This window comes from Muricoccus radiodurans (assembly GCF_050154705.1).
GTDB classification, from domain to species: Bacteria; Pseudomonadota; Alphaproteobacteria; order Acetobacterales; family Acetobacteraceae; genus Roseomonas; species Roseomonas radiodurans.
On the sequence record NZ_CP189561.1, the window covers coordinates 934,606 to 957,652 of the forward strand.

General features: G+C 72.4%; 21 protein-coding genes and 1 pseudogene. 3 read left to right on the forward strand and 19 right to left on the reverse strand.

The genetic code is table 11. From position 1 onward, the window contains the following. Positions 1-104 precede the first annotated feature (104 nt). Positions 105-830 carry a transcriptional repressor LexA gene (gene lexA / locus ACP6CK_RS04580; protein ID WP_426957693.1) on the forward strand — a complete coding sequence of 242 codons (726 nt, stop codon included), beginning with the start codon at positions 105-107 and terminating at the stop codon, positions 828-830. A gap of 100 nt (positions 831-930) precedes the next feature. On the opposite strand, the gene ACP6CK_RS04585 is transcribed toward lexA, so the two are convergent. Continuing rightward, positions 931-3,147, reverse strand: a complete 2,217-nt coding sequence (locus ACP6CK_RS04585) for a ComEC/Rec2 family competence protein (protein WP_426957695.1) — start codon at positions 3,145-3,147, stop codon at positions 931-933. A gap of 184 nt (positions 3,148-3,331) precedes the next feature. On the opposite strand from ACP6CK_RS04585, the gene gltX reads away from it, so the two are divergent. Beyond that, on the forward strand, positions 3,332-4,726 hold the full coding sequence (gltX, locus tag ACP6CK_RS04590; RefSeq protein WP_426957697.1) for a glutamate--tRNA ligase: 1,395 nt from the start codon (positions 3,332-3,334) through the stop codon (positions 4,724-4,726). 15 nt (positions 4,727-4,741) lie between these two features. Here the strand turns inward: gltX and ACP6CK_RS04595 are convergent, their stop codons facing one another. From ACP6CK_RS04595 to rpsB, 17 genes and pseudogenes are all read right to left on the reverse strand, one after another. After that, entirely contained in the window at positions 4,742-5,626 is an 885-nt protein-coding gene (locus tag ACP6CK_RS04595; protein ID WP_426957699.1) for a DUF697 domain-containing protein, read from the reverse strand. Positions 5,627-5,636: 10 nt separating this feature from the next. Continuing rightward, positions 5,637-7,046 carry a YcjX family protein gene (locus tag ACP6CK_RS04600; RefSeq protein ID WP_426957701.1) on the reverse strand — a complete coding sequence of 470 codons (1,410 nt, stop codon included), beginning with the start codon at positions 7,044-7,046 and terminating at the stop codon, positions 5,637-5,639. A 9-nt stretch (positions 7,047-7,055) separates the two neighbouring features. Then, positions 7,056-7,463 (reverse strand): lactoylglutathione lyase, encoded by a 408-nt coding sequence (gene gloA / locus ACP6CK_RS04605; RefSeq protein ID WP_426957703.1) that lies wholly within the window; start codon positions 7,461-7,463, stop codon positions 7,056-7,058. Beyond that, positions 7,460-8,323 carry an LpxI family protein gene (locus ACP6CK_RS04610; protein ID WP_426957705.1) on the reverse strand — a complete coding sequence of 288 codons (864 nt, stop codon included), beginning with the start codon at positions 8,321-8,323 and terminating at the stop codon, positions 7,460-7,462. The genes gloA and ACP6CK_RS04610 overlap by 4 nt, the downstream gene beginning before the upstream one ends. Next, positions 8,320-9,153 carry an acyl-ACP--UDP-N-acetylglucosamine O-acyltransferase gene (gene lpxA, locus ACP6CK_RS04615; protein ID WP_426957707.1) on the reverse strand — a complete coding sequence of 278 codons (834 nt, stop codon included), beginning with the start codon at positions 9,151-9,153 and terminating at the stop codon, positions 8,320-8,322. Before lpxA ends, ACP6CK_RS04610 begins: the two co-directional genes overlap by 4 nt. Then, positions 9,150-9,641 carry a 3-hydroxyacyl-ACP dehydratase FabZ gene (gene fabZ / locus ACP6CK_RS04620; protein WP_426957709.1) on the reverse strand — a complete coding sequence of 164 codons (492 nt, stop codon included), beginning with the start codon at positions 9,639-9,641 and terminating at the stop codon, positions 9,150-9,152. The genes lpxA and fabZ overlap by 4 nt, the downstream gene beginning before the upstream one ends. Then, entirely contained in the window at positions 9,638-10,696 is a 1,059-nt protein-coding gene (lpxD, locus tag ACP6CK_RS04625) for a UDP-3-O-(3-hydroxymyristoyl)glucosamine N-acyltransferase (protein WP_426957711.1), read from the reverse strand. Before lpxD ends, fabZ begins: the two co-directional genes overlap by 4 nt. Before the next feature lie 4 nt (positions 10,697-10,700). After that, on the reverse strand, positions 10,701-11,528 hold the full coding sequence (locus ACP6CK_RS04630) for an OmpH family outer membrane protein (RefSeq protein ID WP_426957713.1): 828 nt from the start codon (positions 11,526-11,528) through the stop codon (positions 10,701-10,703). A gap of 20 nt (positions 11,529-11,548) precedes the next feature. Then, positions 11,549-13,897, reverse strand: coding sequence for an outer membrane protein assembly factor BamA (gene bamA / locus ACP6CK_RS04635; RefSeq protein ID WP_426957714.1), 2,349 nt, complete (start codon positions 13,895-13,897; stop codon positions 11,549-11,551). 82 nt (positions 13,898-13,979) lie between these two features. Beyond that, positions 13,980-15,098 (reverse strand): RIP metalloprotease RseP, encoded by a 1,119-nt coding sequence (rseP, locus tag ACP6CK_RS04640; RefSeq protein WP_426957715.1) that lies wholly within the window; start codon positions 15,096-15,098, stop codon positions 13,980-13,982. Between the two features lie 23 nt (positions 15,099-15,121). After that, complete coding sequence (dxr, locus tag ACP6CK_RS04645) at positions 15,122-16,297, reverse strand: 1-deoxy-D-xylulose-5-phosphate reductoisomerase (protein WP_426957716.1); 1,176 nt, start codon at positions 16,295-16,297, stop codon at positions 15,122-15,124. Continuing rightward, positions 16,294-17,127 (reverse strand): phosphatidate cytidylyltransferase, encoded by an 834-nt coding sequence (locus ACP6CK_RS04650; protein ID WP_426957717.1) that lies wholly within the window; start codon positions 17,125-17,127, stop codon positions 16,294-16,296. Before ACP6CK_RS04650 ends, dxr begins: the two co-directional genes overlap by 4 nt. Positions 17,128-17,130: 3 nt before the next feature. Further along, positions 17,131-17,889, reverse strand: a complete 759-nt coding sequence (locus ACP6CK_RS04655; RefSeq protein ID WP_426957718.1) for an isoprenyl transferase — start codon at positions 17,887-17,889, stop codon at positions 17,131-17,133. 1 nt (position 17,890) lies between these two features. Then, on the reverse strand, positions 17,891-18,463 hold the full coding sequence (frr, locus tag ACP6CK_RS04660; RefSeq protein WP_426957719.1) for a ribosome recycling factor: 573 nt from the start codon (positions 18,461-18,463) through the stop codon (positions 17,891-17,893). A 10-nt stretch (positions 18,464-18,473) separates the two neighbouring features. Then, positions 18,474-19,193: a UMP kinase gene (gene pyrH, locus ACP6CK_RS04665; protein ID WP_426957720.1), complete on the reverse strand. Its 720-nt coding sequence runs from the start codon at positions 19,191-19,193 to the stop codon at positions 18,474-18,476. A gap of 155 nt (positions 19,194-19,348) precedes the next feature. Beyond that, a complete protein-coding gene (gene tsf, locus ACP6CK_RS04670; RefSeq protein ID WP_426957721.1) occupies positions 19,349-20,266 on the reverse strand; it encodes a translation elongation factor Ts in 918 nt (305 codons plus the stop codon). 314 nt (positions 20,267-20,580) lie between these two features. Further along, positions 20,581-21,333 (reverse strand): annotated as a pseudogene (rpsB, locus tag ACP6CK_RS04675) (30S ribosomal protein S2); the annotation flags it as partial. 269 nt (positions 21,334-21,602) lie between these two features. Here rpsB and ACP6CK_RS04680 point away from each other — a divergent pair. Then, positions 21,603-22,421, forward strand: a complete 819-nt coding sequence (locus ACP6CK_RS04680) for an NADPH-dependent oxidoreductase (protein WP_426957722.1) — start codon at positions 21,603-21,605, stop codon at positions 22,419-22,421. 40 nt (positions 22,422-22,461) lie between these two features. On the opposite strand, the gene ACP6CK_RS04685 is transcribed toward ACP6CK_RS04680, so the two are convergent. Continuing rightward, positions 22,462-23,025 carry a hypothetical protein gene (locus ACP6CK_RS04685; protein WP_426957723.1) on the reverse strand — a complete coding sequence of 188 codons (564 nt, stop codon included), beginning with the start codon at positions 23,023-23,025 and terminating at the stop codon, positions 22,462-22,464. Positions 23,026-23,047 lie beyond the last annotated feature (22 nt).

Below are 23,047 nucleotides of genomic sequence, written 5' to 3' on the forward strand. Positions count from 1 at the left end.
GTTCTTGACCGGCTCGAAAGAACTTTTCTAGAACTTCCGCGTGGGTTGCCCGTTTGTTCGTGCGCACCCGAAGCCCGTACCGGGGCCCCGCAGGGAGAAGTCGCATGCTCACCCGGAAGCAGCACGAGCTGCTCACCTTCATCGACAAGCACCTCCGCCAGACCGGCTTCTCCCCCTCCTTCGAGGAGATGAAGGAGGCGCTGAACCTGAAGTCCAAGTCCGGCATCCATCGCCTCATTACGGCGCTGGAAGAGCGCGGCTTCCTCAAGCGGCGCGCCCACCGCGCCCGCGCGCTGGAGGTGATCCGCCTGCCCGAGAGCCTGTCTCCGAAGACGGCTTCCGCCTCAGCGGCGTCCACGGCCACGCCCGCCTTCGCGCCGAACGTCATCCGCGGGAATTTCGCGCAGAATCTGGCGGGTGCGGTCCGAACTGCCAACGACGCTGCAGCCGTGCAGCTCCCCCTGTACGGGCGGATCGCCGCCGGTCTTCCGATCGAGGCGCTGCGCGACGGCGGCGAGAGCGTCGAGGTTCCCGCCGCACTGCTCGGGGGTGGTGAGCACTACGCGCTGGAGGTCGCAGGTGATTCGATGGAGCAGGCCGGCATCCTGGACGGCGACACCGTCATCATCCGGCGCGGCGACACGGCAGAGAACGGTGCCATCGTCGTGGCCTTGGTGGACGAGGGCGAGGTGACGTTGAAGCGCCTCCGCCGGCGCGGCAACTCCATCGCCCTGGAGGCCGCCAATCCGCGCTACGAGACCCGCATCTTCGGACCGGACCGCGTGCGGGTCCAGGGCAAGCTGGTCGGCCTCGTCCGCCGCTACAACTGATCTCCTGCACCACACGATAAGCCTCGCCCGGGCAACCGGGCGGGGTTTTTCATGTCTGAGATCACGACGCAGGAATCCGCGATAGACACCTGATGCTGCGCTATTCCATTGGGGCCGATGGGTCGGCTTCCCCGCCCGGGTCCCGTTCGGCGGCCGGTTCGGACGGCGGTCTCGGCCGAGGCTCCGGGACGGGCGGAACCCAAGGACGGTTGCCGCGGAAGCCGCGATCCGACAGCACGACGGCGCCGCCGCGGCCGAGCCAGACTGCGTGCGCCCCGTCCCTCCAGACGCTGAACCGGTCCAGCATCGGCGTGTCGCGGCATCGTCCCCGGATCGGCTCCGCCGAGACGAGAAGCTCTGCCTGTCCGCATCCCGTCTCGGCCCGCACCGGTGGAACCGGCGGTGCCGGGGTCCCGCGTCGGCGCGGCGTCTCTGGCGGGGGCCGGCGCAGCAGCGCGGCAGCCGCTCCCTCGGGATGCGGACGGAGGACGCAGGCGGTCCCGGCGCAGGTGATGCGCCCCTCCGCCGCTGTGCCGGTGGCGGGCAGGGGCTGGGCTCCGTCCTCGCCCCAACTCCGCAGCCAGCTCTCCCGCGTCAGCCGACTGGCACCGCTGGCCCGCTCGACGAAGATTCCCTGCGGCGTGGAGAGGGCGATCAGCCGCGCATCCGCCGAGACGAGCAGGTCCGGCGCCGTGACGGTCGAGCCCGAGAGCAGGCCGGCGGCCATCATCGCGATTCCTGGCCACCGCCAGTTTCCCCGCCAGAGACAAACCCAGCAAAGCCCGAGACCGAACACCGCGATGCCCCAGGCCGGGATGGGAGCGGCGGTCAGCGCCGCACCCGGCCAGGCCGCGATGGTCCGCCCGACCAGGATGGTGCCGTCCACTCCCCACCCCATGGCCGCGAGCGCTGGTCCCTCCCACCCGAGAGGCATCAGGAGCAGCGCGAGGGCGCCTGCGGGCATGACGAGAAAGGAGGTCAGCGGGACCGCAACCGCGTTCGCCGCCACGCCATAGAGCTGCAACCGCCCGAAATGGTGCAGCCCGAAGGGCGTGGTGGCCGCGCCGGCGATCACCGAGGTCATGACCATCCCGATCAGCGCCAGCGCGGCCCGCCCCCACCAGCCCCGCGACCGCAGCGCCCGGGACGGAGCCCGCATCGCCTCCGCCGCGGCGACCAGGGCCAGCACGGCCGCGAACGACATCTGCATGGAGGGGCCAAGCAGCGCGGCGGGCGAGACGAGCAGGATCACCCCTGCTGCGAGCGCCACGCCGCGAAGGGACAGAGCCCGTCGCCCGGTCAGGATCGCCAGCGTGGCCAGCGCCGCCATCGCGAAGGACCGGACCATGGGCACGCCCGCGCCGGTCAGCAGAGTATAGCCGCCGCCCAGGACCAGCCCGGCCACCGCGGCGAATCCCCGCGTCTCCAGCCGCAGCGCCAGCCAGAGGATCGCGGCCACCACGCGCCGGATCACGACATAGCCCAGCCCGATCACGATCGCGACGTGCAGGCCGGACGGCGACAGAAGATGGGCCAGCCCCGAATCCCGCAGCGCCGCGAGCACGTCCGGCGGGATCGCGGATTGGGACCCAGTCAGCAGGGCCGCCGCGACGGAGCCGGTGGCACCGGGAAGCGACGCCGTCACGCGCGCGTCGATGTGGGCGCGAAGTCCCGCAAAAACGGGGGTGCTCTCTCCTGGGACGACCGTGGCCGGCCCGATCGCGAACCCGGAGCCGCCAAGTCCGGAGAAGAAGGCATTGCGCTGGAAATCCCATGCGCCGGGATAGGCCGGCGGTGCAGGGGGGCGGATGAGGGCACGGACCGTGAGCGCGTCGCCCGGCTTGGGCCGGGCCGGGTCCGCCGTGCGGAGCCGGATCCGGATCTCGCGCCCGAGCGGCGCGCCGTCATTCAGCCGCGCCCCCTCCAGCGTGACGCGACGGCCCTCGGGCAGAAGGTCCACGGCAGCGACACGGCCAGTCGCGATGACGGCGGTCCTCGGCAGGTCCAGCAGCGGCGGCGCCGTCCGGCTTTGCCAAGAGGCGGCCGCAAAACCGAGCGCCACGGCGCCGAGAAGCGCGACCGCGGCGGCCAACAGCGGCTGTCGGCGCCGGAGCAGCAGCGCCAGGGCGAGCAGCGGCCACGGCAGGAACAGAGGGCCCGGTCCCGGCTCGGCGGGAAGCGCGAAGTAGCCGATCACGCCCACGCCCATCGCGACGGGCAGCCAGAGCGGCCAGCGGTCCCACTGGCCTTCGACAAGCCGGAGCAGGCGGTCCGAGAGGCGCGGCGTTGCGGTGGCCGGGACGAGGTGGAGGGACATGCGCCCGTCCAGCCTAGGCGATGTCGGCGTCCAACGCGCGGGGCCACAACAGGCGATTGTGACCGCCCGGCTCGGCTCGACCAACACGGTTGGCACGTCATCCTCCCGCGCCGTCACGCAGACCACGGTCCCTCAACAGCGGTGCGCCATGGTGCTAGGTACGCCGCCCCCCGGGACCGAGACCATGACCGTCCGCACGCGCTTCGCCCCCTCGCCCACCGGCTACCTGCACATCGGCGGGGCCCGGACCGCGCTGTTCAACCTTCTCTTCGCCCGGCACCACGGCGGGCAGTACCTGCTGCGGATCGAGGACACGGACCGCGCCCGCTCCACACCGGAGGCGGTCGAGCAGATCCTGGAGAGTCTTCGCTGGCTCGACCTCTCCCCGGACGAGGCGCCGGTCTTCCAGACCTCGCGGGAGTCGCGGCATGCGGAGGTCGCGCGGGAGCTGCTCGCGAAGGGCGCCGCCTACTTGGCGTACGACACGGCGGAGGAACTGGTCGCGATGCGCGAGCGCGCGACGGCCGAGGGCCGCCCGCCCCGCTATGACGGCCGCTGGCGGGACCGCGACCCGTCCGAGGCGCCGGCAGGCATCGCCCCGGTCATCCGCATCAAGGCCCCGAGGGAGGGAGAGACGGTGGTGCGCGACCTCGTGCAGGGGGAGGTGCGCGTGGGGAACGCGGAGCTGGATGACATGATCATCCTCCGCTCCGACGGCACGCCGACCTATCTGCACGCGGTCGTGGTCGATGACCATGACATGGGCATCACCCACGTCATTCGGGGCGACGACCACCTCACCAACACCTTCCGGCAATGCATGGTCTACGACGCCATGGGCTGGACCCGGCCGGAATTCGCCCATGTGCCGCTCATCCACGGCGCGGACGGCGCGAAGCTGTCCAAGCGCCACGGCGCCGTGGGCGCGCTCGAGTTCCGCGACCAGGGCTTCCTGCCGGAGGCGGTGTGCAACTACCTCCTGCGCCTCGGCTGGGGGCACGGCGATGAGGAGTTCGTGCCGCGCGACCGCGCCATCGAGCTCTTCGAGCTGAAGGATGTCGGGCGGGCGGCGTCCCGCATGGACTACGCGAAGCTCTCGCACCTCAACGGCCAGTATATTCGCGCGGCGGACGCCTCGCGGCTGGCAACGGAGGTCTTGCGTGTGCTCGCCGCGAAGGACGTGCGGGCCGACGCGACCGGCGAGGCCCGGGTGGCCGCGCTGATCCCGGATCTCCAGCCCCGCGCGCGCACGCTGATCGAGATGGCCGAGGGGGCGCGCTTCGCCCTGCTGCCGCGGCCCATCAAGCCCGACGCGAAGGCGGCGGCGCTGCTGGAGGGCGACGGGCGGGCCATGCTCGGCCGGCTCGCCGCAGCGCTGGGCGAGGCGGCGTGGGACCGGATGGCGCTCGACGCGGCGCTGCGGGCCTTCGCCGAGGCGGAGGGTCGGAAGCTCGGCGCCGTGGCCCAGCCACTCCGGGCTGCGCTGACCGGCAGCACCCAATCGCCCCCGATCGACGCGGTGTTGGCCGCATTGGGGCGGGAGGAGTCGCTCGGCCGGATCGCGGACGCGGTCGGCTGATCCCGCCTCGGCCCGTCAGACGGGCCGGGGCAGGATGCGGCAGGCGCTCTCGGTCGCGCGGGCGAGAGTGGTGAGGCGGCGGGCGGCCACGGCTCCCGTCGCGGCGTCGCCCACGACATGGGCGAGGAGCGGGTTGGTGACGACGGCGCGCACGGCGGCATCGGTCGCGACGTCCGTCGCGGCCACCGCGGCGGCGTTGAAGGCGGCGCGGCGAAGCAGGGCCGCCGTCGCCGCGACGCCGGGCCGTAGCCCGTGCAGCGCCGCGACCTGCCGCACAAGGCGGAGCCCGCGCCAGCCGATCACGGCCGCGTCCCAGGCGGGGGACGGGCTGATGGCGGTGGCGGCGAAACCCTGGATGGCGGCCATGCGGCCCAAGGCGCGGGCCTCGGCATCGAGGGCCCCGAGCGGTCCGGATTCGAGCAGGGCGCGCAGGGCGGCTAGGTCCGGCGCGGCGCGCAGCGCCGGAAGGTGTGGAATCGCCAGCGGGACCTCTTCCGCCCAGGCGATCGCGTAGCCCTTCGCGGCGGGGAAGTCGCCCCGCGCGAAGGCCTCCCGCGCCGCGTCCACGCGCCGGAGGGCGAAGAGGGCGCGGAACTCCCGCGCCACGCCCGCGAGGATCGCGCCGAAGCCCGCCACAGCGATCAGCAGCGCGAGCCAGCCGAGCCAGGTGGACCGGTTGAACTGGTCCGCGACGTAGCCTCCCGCCGCCATGGCGGAGAAGCCGAAGATGAGCGTCGCCACGCCGATCGCGACGAGCGAGGCGGTGGAGAGCCCGGCGGCCGGCACCGGTACCGGCGCCACCCCGGCCTCCCAGTCCAGGTCGAGGCGGGCGGGGCCAGCCTCCTCCTCGATCAGGATGCGCGGGCGGCGGGGCGGGTCGATCGTGCGCGTCTCGCTCATGCGTGCGGCCTCACAGCGCGTCGTCCATCAGGGCGGACAACAGGGTGTCCAGCCCCAGATGGGGAACCCCGGCCGCGCCGTGGAGGTCCAGCACGGGCGGCCGGAAGACCGGCATCTGGAAATAGGCCGCGTTCCAGAAGCTCTCGGGCGGCCGGCGGGAGGGGACGACGCCCGGGTCCACAGTCGCCCAGCGACCGTTCTCCAGCAGGACGCCGCGCACCGCCGGCGCGGCGCGGCCCTCATGCGTCGCGGTCGCCTCCTGCGTGCAGCGGATGGAGGCGACGGCGTGGACGGAGACGCCCGCCCCCGCCCCCTCCGCGCGCCGCCGCGGCGCGTCCACCAAATCCGCGAGGAGCGAGGCGAGGTTGTCGCGGCTGACTTCCGGCACGTGATCGGCCTTCGTGGCGGCGAAGGCGACGCGCCCGATGCCGTCCCGCAGGAGGCCGCCCGTAAGCCGGTCCAGCAGGCCACGGCCGTAGCGGAGAGTCGCGGAGATGGCGGCCAGGGCTTCCGCCGTGTCCTCGAACGCATCGCGGCCCGCGTGCAGGGCGCCGAGCACGTCCACCAGCACGACCTGGCGGTCGAAACGGCGGAAGACAGGGTCGAGGAAGCGGTCCCGCTGGTCGCGCAGATAGGCGTCGTACCGTCGCGCGAGAAGGAGGCCGAGCGGGCTGTCCCGCGCCGCCTCCGGCAGCGGGAAAAACCAGAGGATCGGCGCGTCGCCACCCGGACCGGGGTTCAGGAAGCGGCCGGGCTGCAGGAAGCGAAGGCCGATCTCGTCCCGCGCCACACCGAGGAAGCCGCGGTAGAGGGCGTGGCCGCGACGGGCGAGGGAATCTTCAGCGGGGGCCGTGACCGGCAGGCTGTCGGCGAAGGCGAGGAACTCGGCCGATGGCGCGGCGCGCAGCCCCTTGCGCAGGCGCGCCAGGGTCTGGTCCGACCACTCGGCAAAGTCCTGGTCGAACATCGGCAGGTCGAGCAGCCACTCACCGGGATAGTCGAGCAGGTCGAGCGTCACCTCCCGGTCCGGCAGCACCTGTCCGTAGAAGCCGTGACGGCGGAGCTTCAGGACGACCGAGAGGGTCGAGAGGTCATCCGTCCGCGCCGGCCAGGCGGGCGGATCGGCCGCGAGGGCGGCGAGGTGCGCCTCCGCGTCGAAGCGCGGCGTGGCCTCGATGCCCGGCGGGATGGTGCGGGCGCCGAGCAGGCGGCCACCGGTCACGGCAAGGCCCGGCAGGGTCCGGCGCCCCGCGCCCGCCGCGACGAGGCTCGCGACGAGCGAGGTGAGGAAGACCGTCTTGCCCGCGCGGGAGAGGCCGGTCACGCCCAGGCGCAACCGCTCCCGCCCCGCGAGGGCCAGCGCCGCCTCCCCGGTGCGGGAGACGGCGTCGGTGACGAGGCGAAGCGGGTCGGGCGTCACACCTCGGGCTTACTGGCGCTGGATGAGCTCGATCTTGTAGCCGTCCGGGTCCTCGACGAAGGCGATGATCGTCGTGCCGTGCTTCACCGGCCCAGCCTCCCGCGTCACCTTGCCGCCGGCCGCCCTGATCCGGTCGCAGGCCGCCGCGACATCGGGCACACCGATCGCGAGGTGCCCGAAGGCGTTGCCGAGCTCGTACTTCTCGGTGCCGTAGTTGTAGGTCAGCTCGATCTCCGCCTCGCCCTGTGCGTTGCCGCCGTAGCCGACGAAGGCGAGCGTATACTGGCCCGCGGGCACGTCGTTCCGGCGGAGTTCCCGCATGCCGAACATCTGCGTGTAGAAGCCGACGCTTCGGTCCAGGTTCCCCACCCGGATCATCGTGTGCAGGAATCGGCCCTTCTGGGCGGTGTCGCTCATGGCGCTGCTCCCGGTGTTGCGGCCCCCACATGGTCATCGGGGCGGATGGCGAGAAGGAACATACCGGCCTCATCGGCCAGGCGCACGGCTTCGTCAGCCTCGACCAGCAGGGCCCCGCCCGCCTCGAAGGCGATGCCGCGGAGCCCGGCGGCGGCGGCCGCGTGGACGGTGGCGGGGCCGAGGGTCGGCAGGTCGAGGTTCCGGTCCTGGCCAGGCTTCACGAGTTTCACCAGCACGCCGGCCGGGCCGTCCCGCCGCAGCGCGCCGCAGCGGGCGATGAGGGCGTCCGTTCCCTCGAACGCCTCGACACCGAGGACGAGGCCCTGCTGCACCACCGCGCCCTGCCCGACGTCGAGCGCGCCGAGCGCCTTCACAACGAGGACGCCCCGGGCGATGTCCGCCAGCGCGGTCCCATCCGGTGCGGCCCGGGTGAGGAGGCCCGGCGGGGCCTGGAGGCCGCCCAGCACTGCATTCGGGCCGATGAGGGAGAAGCCTTCCTCCCGCAGCACGTCGCGCAAGGCCGAGAGCAGCCCGTCATCGCCCTGGAACGCCCGCTTGCCGATCCGGGCGATGTACTTGGCGGAGGCCGCGTCCGGGAAAAGCGTCAGGAAGGAGGGGCGGCGCACCTGGCCGGTCAGGACGAGGTCTCGCACGCCCTCCCGGCGCAACCACTCCACGGACGAGCCGAGGGCGCCGAGGCGGAGGGTGATGGTGCGGTAGGACGCCCAGGCGCGGGGATCGGCGAAGCCCTCCAGCAGCACGCCGCGCACGCCGCGGCCGGCCGATTGCGCGGCGGCGGCGATGCGCAGCGGCATGTCGCCCGCCCCGGCGAAGATGCCGAGCGGGGAGGTCTCGGTCACGCCGCCTCCCCGGCCGCCTCGTCATTCTGAGCCCCATGGTGGCGCATGCCCATGAAGCGGCGACGGCTGCGGGCGGTCAGGAAGTCCAGGATCTCGGCCGCCGCCGGGTCATCGCCCCAGCGGGCGCGCGCCGGGCCGAGGCGGTCGGCGCGCTCGCCCTCTCCGGTGAAGATGTCGGCGACGAGGGCGCGGAGGGAGAGGATGCGGCTGTGCTCGAAGCCGCGGCGGCGCAGGCCGATGATGTTCAGCCCGGTCAGCCGCGCCCGGTCCCCGAGGCAGGCACCGTAGGGGATGAGGTCGCGCTCCACGCCGCTCATGCCGCCGACGACGGATTGCCGGCCGATGCGGACGAACTGGTGCACCGCGGCGCCGCCACCGACGAAGACCGTGTCCCCGATCTCCACATGTCCGCCGAGCATGACGTTGTTCGCGAGGATGACGTGGTGCGAGAGCTGGCAGTCATGGCCGACATGGGCGCAGGCCATGATGAGGCAGTCCGCGCCGATGCGCGTCACCCCCTCCCCGCCCACGCTGCCGCGGTGGACGGTGGCGTGCTCCCGCAGCAGGGTGCGCGCGCCAATCTCCAGGCGCGTCGGCTCGTTCTTGTACTTCAGGTCCTGCGGCGGCAGGCCGACAGAGGCGAAGGGCATGAGGGTGACGCCCTCCCCCAGCCGTGTGCGGCCGTCCACCACGGCGTGGGAGACGAGCTGGACGCCGTCCTCCAGCACCGCGTTCGCGCCGACCGTGCACCAGGGCCCGATGCGGACTCCCTGCCCAAGCACGGCGCCTTCCTCCACAATCGCGGAGGGATGGATCTCGGCGGCGCTCACTTGTCGAGGATCATGGCGGTGTAGGTGGCTTCCGCGACGGTCACGCCATCCACCTTGGCGACGCCGTTGAACTTCCAGACGTTCCCGCGGTGGCGATCCTTCGTGACATGGATGCGGAGCTGGTCGCCTGGCCGCACGGGACGGCGGAACTTCGCGCCCTCGACGCTCATGAAGTAGACGAGCTTGCCCTTCGAGCCCTCCCCCAGCGTCGTGACGACGAGGACGCCGGCGGTCTGCGCCATGCTCTCGACGATGAGGACGCCGGGCATCACCGGCTCCCTGGGGAAATGGCCCTGGAAGAAGCCCTCGTTGATCGAGACGTTCTTCACGCCGATGGCGCTGACGTTCGGCACCAGCTCCACCACCCGGTCCACCAGAAGGAAGGGGTAGCGGTGCGGGATCGCCTCCATCACCCCCATGATGTCGAGGGTGCCGATGGTCTGGCCTTCGGGGCCCGTCGTGCCTTGCGTGTCGTCCTGCCCGCTCATTCCGTTCCGTCCGTCCCGCCCGGGCGGCGGGTGCTGTTCCGATCGCGCGCCAGCCGTCGCAGCATGGCGGAGGCGCGCAGGGCTTCCCGCACCGGGATCGCGGGCGTGCCGAACACGTCCTGGCCGGGCGGGATGTCGTCGATGACGCCGGCCTGCGCGCCGACGCGGGCCCGGCTACCGATGGTGACGTGATCCCGGACGCCGGCCTGCCCGGCCAGCGTCACGAAATCGCCGAGCACGACGGAGCCGGAGATCCCGACCTGGGCGACGACGACGCAGCCCCGGCCGGTGCGGACGTTGTGTCCGAGCATGGCGAGGTTGTCCACCCGCGTGCCCGGCCCGATCACCGTGTCCTCGATGGAGCCGCGGTCCACGCAGGCATTCGCGCCGATCTCCACGCCGTCCCCGAGGATGACGCGGCCGAGCTGGGGGATGGTCACGAAGGTGCCGGTGGCGTCGGGCTGGAAGCCGAAGCCCTCATTCCCGACGCGCGCGCCGGGGTGGAGCGTCACGCGGTCGCCGGCGAGGCAGTGGGAAAGGCTGGCGTGGGCGAGGACGCGGCAGCCGGCGCCGAGCACGCAGCCCGGGCCGACGGAGGCGTGCGGGCCGATGATGCAGTCCGCGCCGAGCCGGGCGCCGGCGCCGATGACGGCGTAGGGGCCGATCTCGCAGCCCTCGCCGATCTCGGCGCCGGGCTCCACGACGGCGGTCGGGTGCCGGGTGCCGCTCGCGGTCGGGGGCGGATGCAGGAGCGTGGCGATCCGGGCATAGGCCAGTACGGGGGCCGGGGAGACCAGGGCGACGCTCCCCTCCGGCACCGCGGCGGCGTGCTCCGGCGCGACGACGATCGCGCCGGCGCGGCTGGCCCGCAGCGCGCCGAGATTCTTCTTGCCCGCGTGGAAGGCGACCTCCTCCGGCCCGGCGTCATGCAACGGCGCGACGCCGCGGACCGTCCGGTCCGCGGCGTCGGCAGGCAAGGCGATCCCCGCCACCCGCGCGAGTTGCGCGAGCGGTAGGGGACCGGCACCGGGGTGGAAGCGGGGATCCGCCGCCAAGGCGTCAGCGCCGGGGCGGCTGGGCCGGCGGCGTGGCAGGAGCGGCCGGCGGCGTGGCCGGGGCCGCGCCCGGCGCAGCCCCGGGCGCCGCGGCGGGGGCGGCCGGCGGCGGCGCGCCCTCCGGCGGCAAGGTCACGTTGCGCAGGACGCGGTTCACCTGGGCGGTGATCTCGTCCGTCAGGTCGAAGGGCGGCTCGTTGAAGATGACGAGCGGGCGCGGCAGGACAACGTTGACGTTGCGGCTGGCCGCGACCTGGCGGATCACCACGGCCAGGGCCTGCTCGATCTCGCGCAGGGCCGTCGCCGCCACGCCCTCGATCGCGCGGGACCGCTCGCGGAAGACGCGCTGGCTGTCGGTGATGCGCTCCTGCAACTCCCGCTCCCGCGTGCGGAGCTGTTCCGGCTGCAGGGTGGCGCGCTGGTTCGCGAGGTTCTGCTGCTCCTCCCGCCAGCGGGTCTGCTCGCGCTGAAGGTCGTCGTTCAGGCGCTGACGGCGACGCTCGATCTCCTCCCGCACCTGGTTGAAGGCGGTGGAGGCGCGCTGGATCTCCGGCACGTCCACGATGCCGATGACGGCCGTCGGCGGCGGCTGACCGGCGGGGAGCGGCGCGGGATTCGGCGTGGGCGGGCGCTGGGCCTGCTGCGGCGGGCGCTGCTGCGTCGCCGGGGGCGTCTGCGGACGCTGGGACGGTGCCGGCTGCGCCGGCCGCGCACCGCCGCCGCCACCGCCCGCGGGGGGGATGAAGAAGCCGGGATCGGACTGCGCGAGCGCAACGCCGGTGGGGATGAGCAGGGCCGCGAGGGCGACGAGCGCAGGGCGCGCGGGCATCATGAAGTCTCCGAATCCTTCTCTCAGAACCGCGTGCCGAAGCCGAAGCGGAAGAACTGCGTCTGGTCCTCGGGCCGCTTCACCACGGCCTGGGCAAAGTCGAGGTTGATCAGCCCGAAGGGGCTGCGCCAGGACACACCCACGCCCGCGCCGACGCGCGGCGAGGCGTCGTCCACCACGGTCGAGCCCGAGGAGGACCCGCTGAGGCTGCCGACATCTACGAAGGCGCGGCCGGAAATGCCGATCTCCTGCGGGATCGGCAGTGGGAAGCGGAACTCCGTGCTCTGCGTCCAGAGCACGCGGCCGCCGAGGCTGTCGTTGGTCGCGCGATCGCGAGGGCCGGCACCGGCCGTCTCGAAGCCGCGCAGGTTCTCGCCGCCGAGGAAGAAGCGGTCCACGATCCGCTCTTCGCGGCTGTTGAACGGCTCCAGCACGCCGGCGGACGCGTTGATCGCGATCACGTAATCCGGGTCGCCGAGAAGGCGCTCCAGCGGGATGTAGTAGGTCCCGTCCACGCGGCCGCGGAAGTAGTAGACGTCGCCGCCGAGGCCCGCGACGTCCGTGCCGAGGCGCACGACGTAGCCGCTGCGCGGATCGATGCGGGAGTCGCGGCGGTCATAGGTGAGCGTCTGGCCGATCTGCGACAGCAACGTGGTGCCCTGCTGCTCCCGGATGAAGAGCGAGGCGTTCGTGGCCACGTCGAAGATGTTGCGGTTCGACAGCGTGTAGTTCCAGGACTGCCGCAGGTACTCGTTGAACTCGTAGCCCGCGCGGATCGCGAAGCCGTAGCGGCGCTCCTCGTAGCCGGAATAGCTGCGCAGGTCCCGCGTGATGTAGAAGACGTCGAGGCCGACCGCGAGGTTGCGGTCGAGGAAGGACGGGTCGGTCACGGACACGTCCAGCTGGCTGCGGCGCTGGGCCAGCACGCCGTTGAAGCGCGCATCGATGCCGGTGCCGAGGAGGTTGCGCTCGCGGAGGCCGATGTCGGCGAGCGCGCCGGCATCCGTCGAGTAGCCGCCGCCGATCGAGATCTCGCCCGTTGCCCGCTCCGCGACGTTCGTGGTCAGGATCACCCGGTCGGGGGCGGAGCCCGGCGAGCTGGAGACGGTGACGTCGCCGAAGTAACCGAGGTCGCGAATGCGCTGGCGGGAGCGGCGCACCTGCGCGGCGTTGAAGGCGTCACCCTCCGCGAGGCGCATCTCGCGACGGATCACGCGGTCCTGGGTGCGGACGTTGCCCGTGATGTCGATCCGCTCGACGTAGATTCGGGACCCTTCCTTCACCTCGAAGGTGATGTCGGCGGTGCCCTCCTCGCGGTTGCGGTTGATCCGCGGCGTCACCTCGACGAAGGGCGCGCCCTGCTCGTTGGCACGGTCCGAAAGGGACTGGGAGATGCGCTCGACCGCGTCGCCGTCGTACCAGTCGCCGCGGCTGATATCCACCTCGCGCCGGAGCTGGTCCGCGGTGACGTTGCGCAGCGCCGAGGTCGTCTCGACGTTGCCGACGCGGTACCGGCGGCCCTCGTCGATCTGGTAGGTGATGAAGAAGCCGGAGCGGTCGGGCGCGAGCTCGGCGGTGGCGCCGGTGATCTGCACGTCGGCATAGCCTTGCCGCAGGTAGTAGCGGCGCAGCAGCTCGCGATCGAAGTTCAGGCGCTCGGGCTCGTAGGTGTCCGTCGTGCTGAAGGGGCGGTACCAGGCAGCCTCGCGCGTCGCGACGATCTCCTTCAGGCGGCTGTCGGAGATGGTGCGGTTCCCGACGAAGTTGATCCGGCTGACGAGCGCGACGTCGCCCTCGTTGATCTCGTACACGACGTCGACGCGGTTCTGATCGAGCTGGATGATCTGCGGCGTGACCGTCGCGGAGAGACGGCCGCGGCGGGAATAGAGCTCGAGGATGCGGTTGCGGTCGGACTGCGCGGCCTGGCTCGTGAAGACGGCGCGGGCGCGAAGCTGCGTCTCGTTGCGCAGCGTATCGTCATTGAGCTTGCTGTTTCCCTCGAAGGCCACGCGGTTGACGATCGGGTTCTCCTCGACACGGACGACGATGCGGTCCCCCTGGCGGGAGACGCGGACGTCGCGGAAGAGGCCGGTGGCGTACAGCGTGCGGAGGGAGCGGTCGAGCCGGTCCTCCTCGAAGGCGTCGCCGGGCTGGAGCAGCATGTAGGAGCGGATGGTGTCCGCCTCGATGCGCTGGTTGCCCTGGATGTCGATGCCCGCGACCGTGCCGAACGCCGCGCGCGCGGCCCCCGGGGCGACAGCGCCCGGGGCGGCGCGCCGTCGTTGCTGGGCGTCGGCCGTGCTGGCCGCCAGAACGGGAACGAGGAAGGTGGCGGCCAGCAACAGGGCCCGGGAGGAAAGCGAGGCGTGCAAGGCGTGATCCTGTGCCGGCGGTTCCGGTTGGTCGGCCGCAACCTAGCCGTAAGACCGCAGGGTTGCCACCCCCGCGAAGCGGTCAGCCCAGCAGGCCGCGGACCCAGCGGAAGAGGCCGAAATTCGACAGGTCGTTCCAGGTCGCGAAGAGGAACAGCGCGACGAGCAGGGCGAAGCCCGCCCGGAAGCCCATCTCGACCGCGCGCGGCGGCAACGGCCGGCCCCGGATCGCCTCGGCCGCATAGAAGACGAGGTGGCCGCCATCCAGCACGGGGATCGGGAACAGGTTGATCAGGGCGAGGTTCACCGAGAGGATCGCCATGAAGGAAACGAGGCTGGCCAGGCCCATCTCCGCGACCTGGCCGGAGAGCTGGGCGATGCGCAGCGGGCCGCCAATGTCGCCCGTGCCACTCTGGCCGGAAATCATCTTCCAGATGCCCGCGAGCGTCTGGACCGTGACATCAGCCGTGTAGGCCACGCCGCCCCAGATCGCGGAGAAGATGCCCACGGGCTCGTAGGCCGGCGCCCCGCCGCCGACGCCGAGCAGGCCGCGCGGGGCGGCCGTCGCCTCCGTGCCCGGCGCGGGCGTCGGGGTGGCGGTCAAAGTCAGCTCACGCCCTTCCCGCAGGATCTGGATGCGGACAGGCTGGTTGGCGCGGGGCTGGATGTGGGATTGGACCTGCTCGAACCGGGTCACGGGCTGGTCGTCCAGGGCGGTGATCCGATCGCCGACCAGAAGCCCCGCCCGTTCCGCCGCGCCGCCAGCGACGACGGTTCCGACCGTGGCTGTGCCGACCGGGCGGCCGACGACACTGAACAGCGCGGCGAAGAGCACCGCGGCGAGGGCGAAGTTCGCGATGGGACCAGCCGCGACGACGATGGCCCGGTCGCCCACGGGCTTGTCGTGGAAGGTCTCGCCGGCGCGCCAGCGGGCCCGCTCCTCGTCGGTCACGTCGGCCGGGCTCTCCTGCCCGTGCAGCTTCACGTAACCTCCGAGTGGCAGCCAGCCGATCTGCCAGGCGGTGCCCCGCCGGTCCGTCCACTCCTTGATGGGACGGCCGAAGCCGATCGAGAAGCGCTCGACGAAGACGCCGCGCCAGCGGGCGGCGAGGTAGTGGCCCATCTCGTGGATGAAGACGAGGACGCCGAGGACCAGGACGAAGGCCAGGACGGTGCGGAAGGGGTCGGGCAGGAAGTCCACGGTCTCTGGGCCTTGTCGGTTGATCAGGCGTCGGTTTGCAGGGCGAGGCGGTCGGCGAGCTCGGTGGCGGTTCGGCGGGCGGCGGCGTCGAGGTCCAGCACCGCCTCCAGCGCCGGGACAGGCGGCGCGCCCATCCGGTCCAGCGAGTCCTCGACCACGCGGGCGATGTCGAGGAAGCCGAGGCGACCCTCCAGGAAGCGCCCCACCGCGACCTCGTTCGCCGCATTCAAAATGGTGGGGGCGCCGCCCTCCGCCATCAAGGCGGCGCGCGCCAGGCGCAGCGCGGGAAAGCGGACCGGGTCGGGCGGGAAGAAGTCGAGGCAGCCGAGCTGGGCGAGGTTCAGCCGCGGGACGTCCGCGTGCATGCGGCCGGGCCAGGCCAGGGCATGGGCGATCGGCGTCCGCATGTCCGGCGTGCCGAGCTGAGCGAGGAGCGAACCGTCCGCGTACTGGACCAGGCCGTGGACCGCGGATTGCGGGTGCACCAGCACCTCCAGGCGGTCGGGGGGGACGGGGAAGAGGCGGGCGGCCTCGATCAGTTCCAGCCCCTTGTTGAACATCGTGGCGCTGTCGACGCTGATCTTCGCGCCCATGGACCAGACAGGGTGTCGCACCGCCTGGGCGGGCGTCGCCGCGCGCATCGTCTCCAGGTCCGCGGTGCGGAACGGGCCGCCAGAGGCGGTGATGATGATCCGCTCGACCATGGCGGGGTCGCGGGCATCGAGCGCCTGGAAGATCGCGTTGTGCTCGGAATCCACAGGCAGGATGGTGGCGCCCGAGGCGGCGGCGGCATGAAGGACGAGGTCGCCGGCACAGACCAGCGCCTCCTTGTTGGCCAGGGCCAGGGTGCCGCCGCGGGCCAGGGCCGCGAGGATCGGCATGAGCCCGGCCGCGCCCACGATGGCCGCCATGGTCCAGTCCACGGGCCGGCGGGCGGCGTCGAGCACCGCTGCCTCCCCCGCCGCGGCCTCGACGCCGGTGCCGGACAGGGCGTCCCGGAGGGCGGGCAGGCCCGCCGGGTCGGCCAACACGGCGACCCGGGCGCGGAGGCGACGGGCCATGTCGGCCAGGGCGGCCGCGTCCCTTCCGGCGACGAGCGCCTCGACCTGGAAGGCGCCGTCTGGCGCGGCTTCCAGCAGGGCGGCAGTGCTGCGCCCGACCGAACCGGTCGCGCCGAGGATCGTGACGCTGCGGGTCATCGCCAGAGGGGCGCGCCGTAGCCGAGGAGGGCTGCCAGCAAGGCGGCAACCGGCGCGGCGGCGAGAAGCCCGTCCAGCCGGTCGAGCAGGCCGCCGTGGCCGGGGATGAGGCTGGACGTGTCTTTCACCTTGAAATGCCGTTTGATCCAGGATTCCAGCAGATCTCCCGCCTGGGTCGCGACGGCGAGGATGGCCGCGACCGCTGCGGCCCGGCCGGCGTGGCCGGGGGCGAGCACGAGGGCGGCGGACGTTCCGATCGCCATGGCCACGAGCAGACCGCCGAGCGCGCCCGCCCAGGTCTTGGCCGGCGACACCTGCGGCCAGAGGAGCGGGCCACCGAAGGCGCGGCCGGCGAGGTAGGCGCCGACATCGCTCGACCAGACGACGAGGAGCAGGAAGAGCACGTTGGCCCGCCCGGCCTCGTTGTCGTGCCGCAGCTCGATGAGGCAGAGGCCGGCGATGCCGATGTAGAGGACGCCCAGCGCCAGGCGCAGGGCCGGCCATTCGGGCCGATCACGGCCGCGCAGCCGCTCCGCCCAGGCCCAGGTGAGGAGGAAGCCGGCGATCAGCACGGTCCAGGCCGTCAGCGGCCATTCCACGACGGCCAGGGCGCCCGCCAGCAGGACGGCGACGGGAACGCCGGCCCCCGGCAGCTGACGCGTCTTCAGCCCGCAGAGATGCACCCATTCCCAGGTGAGGATCGCGATGCCGACGGCGATCAGCGCAGTGTAGGGGTTCGCGCCGAGCCACACGCAGAGCAGCGCCGCCGGCCCGAGCACGAGCGCAGAGAGGAACCGCTTGTTGAGGTCGCGCCAGTTCTTATCCGCCACGGGTCAGCCCGTCCGGGCGCCGTAGCGGCGGTCGCGGCGACGGTACTCGGCGACGGCGGCCTGGAGGTGGACGGCGTCGAAGTCGGGCCAGAGGACGTCCTGGAAGACCAGCTCCGCATAGGCGGATTGCCAGAGCAGGAAGTTCGACAGGCGCTGTTCCCCCGAGGTGCGGATGATGAGATCGGGGTCCGGCATGCCGGCGGTGTCGAGGTGCGCGGACAGGGTCGACTCGTTCACCGACGCCGGGTCCAGCTCGCCGGACGCGACACGGGCCGCGATGGCGCGGGCGGCGGCGGCGATCTCGGCACGGCCGCCATAGGAGAGCGCCACGTTCAGGTTCAGGCGCGTGTTCGCGGCCGTCACAGCCTCGGCGCGGGTGATCTCGGCCACCGTCTCGGGACCGAAGGCGGCGCGATCGCCGATGATCCGAAGGCGGACCCCCTTCTCCAAGAGCTGGCCGACCTCGTGCCGGAGGTAGTGGCGCATGAGGCCGGTGAGGTCGCGCACCTCGTCCGCGGGGCGGCGCCAGTTCTCGCTGGAGAAGGCGAAGAGGGTGAGCCAGGAAACGCCCATGTCGCCGGCCGCCTCGATGGCGCGGCGGGACGCCTCGGCGCCGGCCTTGTGGCCGAGCGCGCGGGGCAGGCCCCGGGCGGCGGCCCAGCGGCCGTTGCCGTCCATGATGATGCCGATATGCCGCGGCACGGCCGGGGAGTCCCCGCCCGTGCGGGCCTCCGCCGCGATGGTCCTCGTCGCGGCGCTCATCTCAGACGGCCTTGATGTCCTTTTCCTTCTCGGAAAGGGCGGCGTCGGTCTTCTTCACGTAGTCGTCCGTGAGCTTCTGCACGTCGTCCGACCAGCGCTTGGCGTCGTCTTTCGAAACCAGGGACTTCGTCTCCCAGCCCTTCACCTGCTCCATCCCGTCGCGGCGGACGCCACGGATAGCAACTTTCGTTGCCTCTGCGTAGCGCGCGGCCTGCTTGGCGAGGTCGTTGCGGCGCTCCTGCGTCAGAGGCGGCAGGGGAACGCGGATGACCTGGCCCTCGGCCTGTGGATTGAGACCGAGATTGGCGTCGCGGATGGCGACCTCGACGGCCTTCGTCACGCTCTTGTCCCAGACCTGGACGGAGAGGAGGCCGGGGCCGGCGACGGAGATGTTCGCGACCTGGGAGAGCGGCTGGTTGGTGCCGTAGGCCTCGACGCGGATGGGCTCCAGCAGCGCGGGGCTGGCGCGGCCGGTCCGCAGGCCGGCGAACTCCTTCTTCAGGGTCTCCATCGCGCCGTCCATGCGGCGGACGAGATCCTTTCGGAGGTCGGGAAAGCTGGGTGGGGCGGCCATGAAATCCTCCTCAGCGCTCGTGGACCGTGGTGAAGCGGCCCTCGCCCTTCATGACGGCCGTGAAGGCGCCGGGCTGGTGGATGTTGAAGACGATGATCGGGAGCTTGTTCTCCCGCGCCAGCGAGATGGCGGCAGCGTCCATCACCGCGAGGTCGCGGGCGAGCATGTCGAGGTAGGTGAGGCTCTCGTAGCGCTCGGCGTCCGGGTTCTTCCGCGGGTCGGCGGAGTAGACGCCGTCGACCTGCGTGCCCTTCAGCAGCGCGTCGCAGCCCATCTCCGCGGCGCGCAGGGCGGCGGCCGTGTCGGTGGTGAAGAAGGGGTTGCCCGTGCCGGCGGCGAAGATCACGACCCTGCCCTTCTCCATGTGCCGCACGGCGCGGCGGCGGATGAAGGGCTCGCAGAGGCTGGCCATGGGGATGGCGGACTGGACCCGCGTCGGGACCTCCACCTTCTCCAGCGCGTTCTGGACGGCCAGGGCGTTGATGACGGTCGCCAGCATGCCCATGCCATCGGCCTGGGCTCGGTCCATCCCGGCCGAGGCGCCGGATACGCCGCGGAAGATGTTGCCCCCGCCGATGACGAGGCAGACCTCGATCCCCAGGCGGGTGACGTCCCGCACGTCCTCCGCGATGGCGCGGACCGTGCCGTTGTCGAGCCCGTAATCCCGCCCCCCCATCAGCGCCTCGCCCGAGACCTTGAGGAGGACGCGCTTGTAGCGTGGGGAGGTCATTCTGGCGGGCGGTTCCGTGCGGCGGGGGAAGGTAGTCGGGCCCGGCCCACCCGGGCAAGGCGGGGTCCGCCGGATTGAGACCCGGCGGGTGCCCCAGGGCCGGCGGAAGCCGGCCCCGATGTCGCTGGTCGGCCGGGGTGGCCGGACCTGGCGCCTCAGACCGGCGGAACGCCGGCAGTGGCGGCGACCTCGGCCGCGAAGTCGGTCGTGGCCTTCTCGATGCCCTCGCCGAGCTGGAAGCGGGCGAAGCCCACCAGCTTGGCGCCGGCCTTCTGGACCACGGCCTTCACGCGGCTCTCGCCGTCATGGACCCACACCTGCTCCAGGAGGACGACCTCCTCGTAGAACTTGCGGATGCGGCCCTCGACCATCTTCTCGATGACCGCGGGCGGCTTGCCGCTGGCCGCGGCCTGCTCGGTCAGCACCGCCTTCTCCCGCTCCAGCGAGGAGCTGTCGACGGAGGTGATGTCCAGCGCCTCCGGCCGGGCGGCGGCGACGTGCATGCCGATCTGGCGGCCCAGGGTGAGGACGGCGTCGCCGCCATCCGCGGCCTCCAGCGCCGCCAGCACGCCGATCTTGCCGAGGCCGGGGCGCACGGCGTTGTGGACATAGGTCGCCACCGCGCCCTGGCCGACCGACAGCACCTTCGCGCGGCGGATCGACATGTTCTCGCCGATCGTGGCGATCAGCCGGGTCAGCTCGTCGCCGACCGTGTGCCCGGCGCCCGGGAAGGCGGCGGCCTTGATGGCGTCCACGCTCTCGCCGGCCTCCAGCGCGATCTTCGCGACGGCCTCGACGAAGCCCTGGAACTGGTCGTTGCGCGCCACGAAATCCGTCTCGGCGTTGACCTCGACCATCGCGGCCTTGGTGCCGGACGCCGCCACGCCCACGAGGCCCTCCGCGGCCACACGGCCCGACTTCTTGGCGGCGGCGGACAGGCCCTTCTTGCGGAGCCAGTCGATGGCCGCCTCGGCATCCCCGTTGCTCTCAACGAGGGCCTTCTTGACGTCCATCATGCCCGCGCCGGTCTTCTCGCGCAGGTCGCGGACCATGGCTGCCGTGATTTCGGCCATCTCACATCTTCCCGTAGGGCTGGCGCGCCGGGGCCGGGCTGGCCCTCGCGGCGCGGGGTGTAAACGAAGCCGGGGCGGCAGGGCCACCCCGGCGAGTTCAGGACCTGGCGAGCCGGGCCGGATGGGCCTGGCCCGGGCGGTCAGCCGGCGCGGTTGCCGTCGTGGCGGTTGGCCTGGACCATCGTCTCCAGGCTCTCCGTATCCACGCCGGAATTCGGGCTGGACTGGAACTCCTCCTCGGCCAGGACCGGGCCATCGGCCACCTCGGCGCCGCCGAGGGTCTCGGGGATCGCGCCGGCGCCCGGCAGGCCGTCCTCTTCCGGCATCACCTCGGTCGGCAGGTCGGCCTGGGCACCCACGTCCATGCCGGACGCCGAGAGCTCGGCGGAGATGCCGTCGAACACCGCGGCCGCCATCATGTCGCAGTAGAGGTTGATCGCACGGATCGCGTCGTCATTGCCCGGGATCGGGAAGGCGACGCCGGTCGGGTCGGAGTTGGAGTCGCAGACCGCGACCACGGGGATGCCGAGCTTCACGGCCTCCTCGATCGCGAGCTTCTCCTTCGTCGTGTCGATGACGAAGATGATGTCGGGCAGGCCGCCCATCTCGCGGATGCCGCCGAGGGCGCGGTCGAGCTTCTCCTTCTCCCGCGTCAGCATCAGGACCTCCTTCTTCGTGAGGCCCGTGGTGCCGGCGCCGAGCTGCTCGTCCATCTGCTTCAGGCGCTTGATGGAGCCGGTGATGGTCTTCCAGTTCGTGAGCATGCCGCCGAGCCAGCGGTGGTTCACGTAGTACTGGCCGCAGCGGGTCGCCGCTTCCGCCACATAGTCGGCCGCCGCCTTCTTCGTGCCGACGAAGAGCACGCGGCCGCCGCCGGCGACGACGTCACGCACGGTGCGGAGGGCGCGGTCGAACAGGGGAACGGTCTGCTGCAGGTCCAGGATGTGGACCTGGTTGCGCACGCCGAAGATGTAGGGGGCCATCTTCGGGTTCCACCGGCGGGTGTGGTGGCCGAAGTGGACGCCGGCCTCGAGCAGGCCGCGCAGGGTAACGTCGGGCATCGCCATGGTGGCGGGTCCTTCCTTCCGATGAGATCCGGTTGAGCCTCCGCGGCGCAGAACCTCGGGCGGGACAATCCCTGACGGAATTGCCCGGAGGACCGGACCCTTGCCGCGTATCTCGGAAGGGCGCACCGCGTGCGGATTTGCCGGGCGCGACGACCGCGTCCGGCGGCGCGCATATGGCACGCACGGTCCCGCGAGGCAAGGGTCGCGAAGGACCGGCGGGCGCGTGGCAGGATGCCACTCACCGCGCCGATTCTTGCAGGTCTGCCGCCATGGACGCACCGATTCCCTCCCTCCGCTCCGAGCGCTACGGCGGGCTCTCCCTCCCCGACGGGCCGACGAGCGCGGTGGTCGAGAGCCTGCTCGCGCACCGCTCGGTCCGCGCATACTCCCCCACCCCGCTGACCCCTGGCACGCTGGAGACGCTGGTGGCGGCCGCGCAATCCGCGCCGACCTCCTCGAACATGCAGGCCTGGAGCGTCGTCGCGGTCGAGGAGCCGACGCGGAGGGCGCGGCTCTCCGTCCTGGCAGCGGATCAGGCCTTCATCCGCCAGGCGCCCCTCTTCCTCTGCTGGATCGCGGACCTGTCGCGGCTCGACCGGCTCGGTCAGGCGGATCGGGCGCGGCTGGAAGGCCTGGACTTCATGGAGGCTTTCATGGTCGCCCTGGTGGACGCGGCCCTGGCAGCCCAGAACGCCGTCGTTGCGGCGGAATCCTTGGGGCTCGGGACGGTTTACGTCGGCGCGCTGCGCAACCGACCGGAGGAGGTGGCGGCGGAGCTGGGGTTGCCGCCCAATGCCTTCGCCGCCTTCGGTCTGGCGGTGGGACACCCGGATCGGGCGGTTCCCACGGCGGTGAAGCCCCGCCTGCCGCAATCCCTCGTGCTTCATCGGGAGCGGTACCGGCCGCACGGCGAAGCCACGGCGGTGGCGGCGTACGATTCCGCGCTGGCCGCCTTTTCCCGGCGGATGGGGCTGGGGGCCCATAGCTGGACCGGGCGCATGCGCAACCGGCTGGGCACGGCAGCGGCCCTGAGCGGCCGGGACCGCATGACGGCCGCATTGCGAGCGCTCGGGTTCCGGCTGCGCTGAGTCAGTGGGGGCCAGCGTAAGGACCGGCCCCGGCCCGATTTCAGACGGAGAAGTCGGTCTCCAGGCGGGAGAGGACCGCCTGCTCCGCCGCGGACACGGCGCCGATGCCGAGCAGGCCGCCGGCGGCCTCCGCCACGCGGCGGGCCCGGCCGAGGATCTGTAGCTTCAGGGCCTGCCGGCCGTCCGCGCCCAGCCGGCTGGAGGTGGCGCGGATGTAGTCGCTCCACGCCGTCAGCAGCTCGGGCGGGGGCGCGCTGGCCAACCAGCCCTGGAGAAGCTGATAGGACGGCGCCTGCCGGTCGATTCCGGACTGGTGCGCGGCGGAGAGCACGGCCTCCCGCTCCCGCGCTTCCAGCGTGCCGTCGGCCCAGGCGACCGCGACGAGCGGCACGAGGGAGAGGGCTGCGAGGGTTCCGCTGTCGACGCCGAGGCCGGAGAGCTTGCCCAGCAAGTCGGAGTCGGTGATGCCGGAGGCGGCGGAAAGGGCTTCCTGCCGGGTGTCCGGCGCGTCGCCGCCGCGCATCTTGCGGAGGATCTCGGCGTCCTGGCGGGCGAAGAAGGCCTCCTCCAGCGCGCGCCGGCGGTCGTCGATGAAATCGCTCATTCGTCGCCTCGTGTGGGGTTCC

Excerpts from the sequence above, each read along its gene's own strand:
- dxr (WP_426957716.1), bottom strand. The coding sequence starts at position 16,297 with ATGACCCGCAGCGTCACGATCCTCGGCGCGACCGGTTCGGTCGGGCGC.
- ACP6CK_RS04630 (WP_426957713.1), bottom strand. The coding sequence starts at position 11,528 with ATGATGCCCGCGCGCCCTGCGCTCGTCGCCCTCGCGGCCCTGCTCATC.
- gltX (WP_426957697.1), top strand. The coding sequence starts at position 3,332 with ATGACCGTCCGCACGCGCTTCGCCCCCTCGCCCACCGGCTACCTGCAC.
- fabZ (WP_426957709.1), bottom strand. The coding sequence starts at position 9,641 with ATGAGCGGGCAGGACGACACGCAAGGCACGACGGGCCCCGAAGGCCAG.
- tsf (WP_426957721.1), bottom strand. The coding sequence starts at position 20,266 with ATGGCCGAAATCACGGCAGCCATGGTCCGCGACCTGCGCGAGAAGACC.
- gloA (WP_426957703.1), bottom strand. The coding sequence starts at position 7,463 with ATGAGCGACACCGCCCAGAAGGGCCGATTCCTGCACACGATGATCCGG.
- ACP6CK_RS04655 (WP_426957718.1), bottom strand. The coding sequence starts at position 17,889 with ATGAGCGCCGCGACGAGGACCATCGCGGCGGAGGCCCGCACGGGCGGG.
- ACP6CK_RS04680 (WP_426957722.1), top strand. The coding sequence starts at position 21,603 with ATGGACGCACCGATTCCCTCCCTCCGCTCCGAGCGCTACGGCGGGCTC.
- ACP6CK_RS04685 (WP_426957723.1), bottom strand. The coding sequence starts at position 23,025 with ATGAGCGATTTCATCGACGACCGCCGGCGCGCGCTGGAGGAGGCCTTC.
- pyrH (WP_426957720.1), bottom strand. The coding sequence starts at position 19,193 with ATGACCTCCCCACGCTACAAGCGCGTCCTCCTCAAGGTCTCGGGCGAG.
- frr (WP_426957719.1), bottom strand. The coding sequence starts at position 18,463 with ATGGCCGCCCCACCCAGCTTTCCCGACCTCCGAAAGGATCTCGTCCGC.
- ACP6CK_RS04585 (WP_426957695.1), bottom strand. The coding sequence starts at position 3,147 with ATGTCCCTCCACCTCGTCCCGGCCACCGCAACGCCGCGCCTCTCGGAC.
- lexA (WP_426957693.1), top strand. The coding sequence starts at position 105 with ATGCTCACCCGGAAGCAGCACGAGCTGCTCACCTTCATCGACAAGCAC.
- ACP6CK_RS04595 (WP_426957699.1), bottom strand. The coding sequence starts at position 5,626 with ATGAGCGAGACGCGCACGATCGACCCGCCCCGCCGCCCGCGCATCCTG.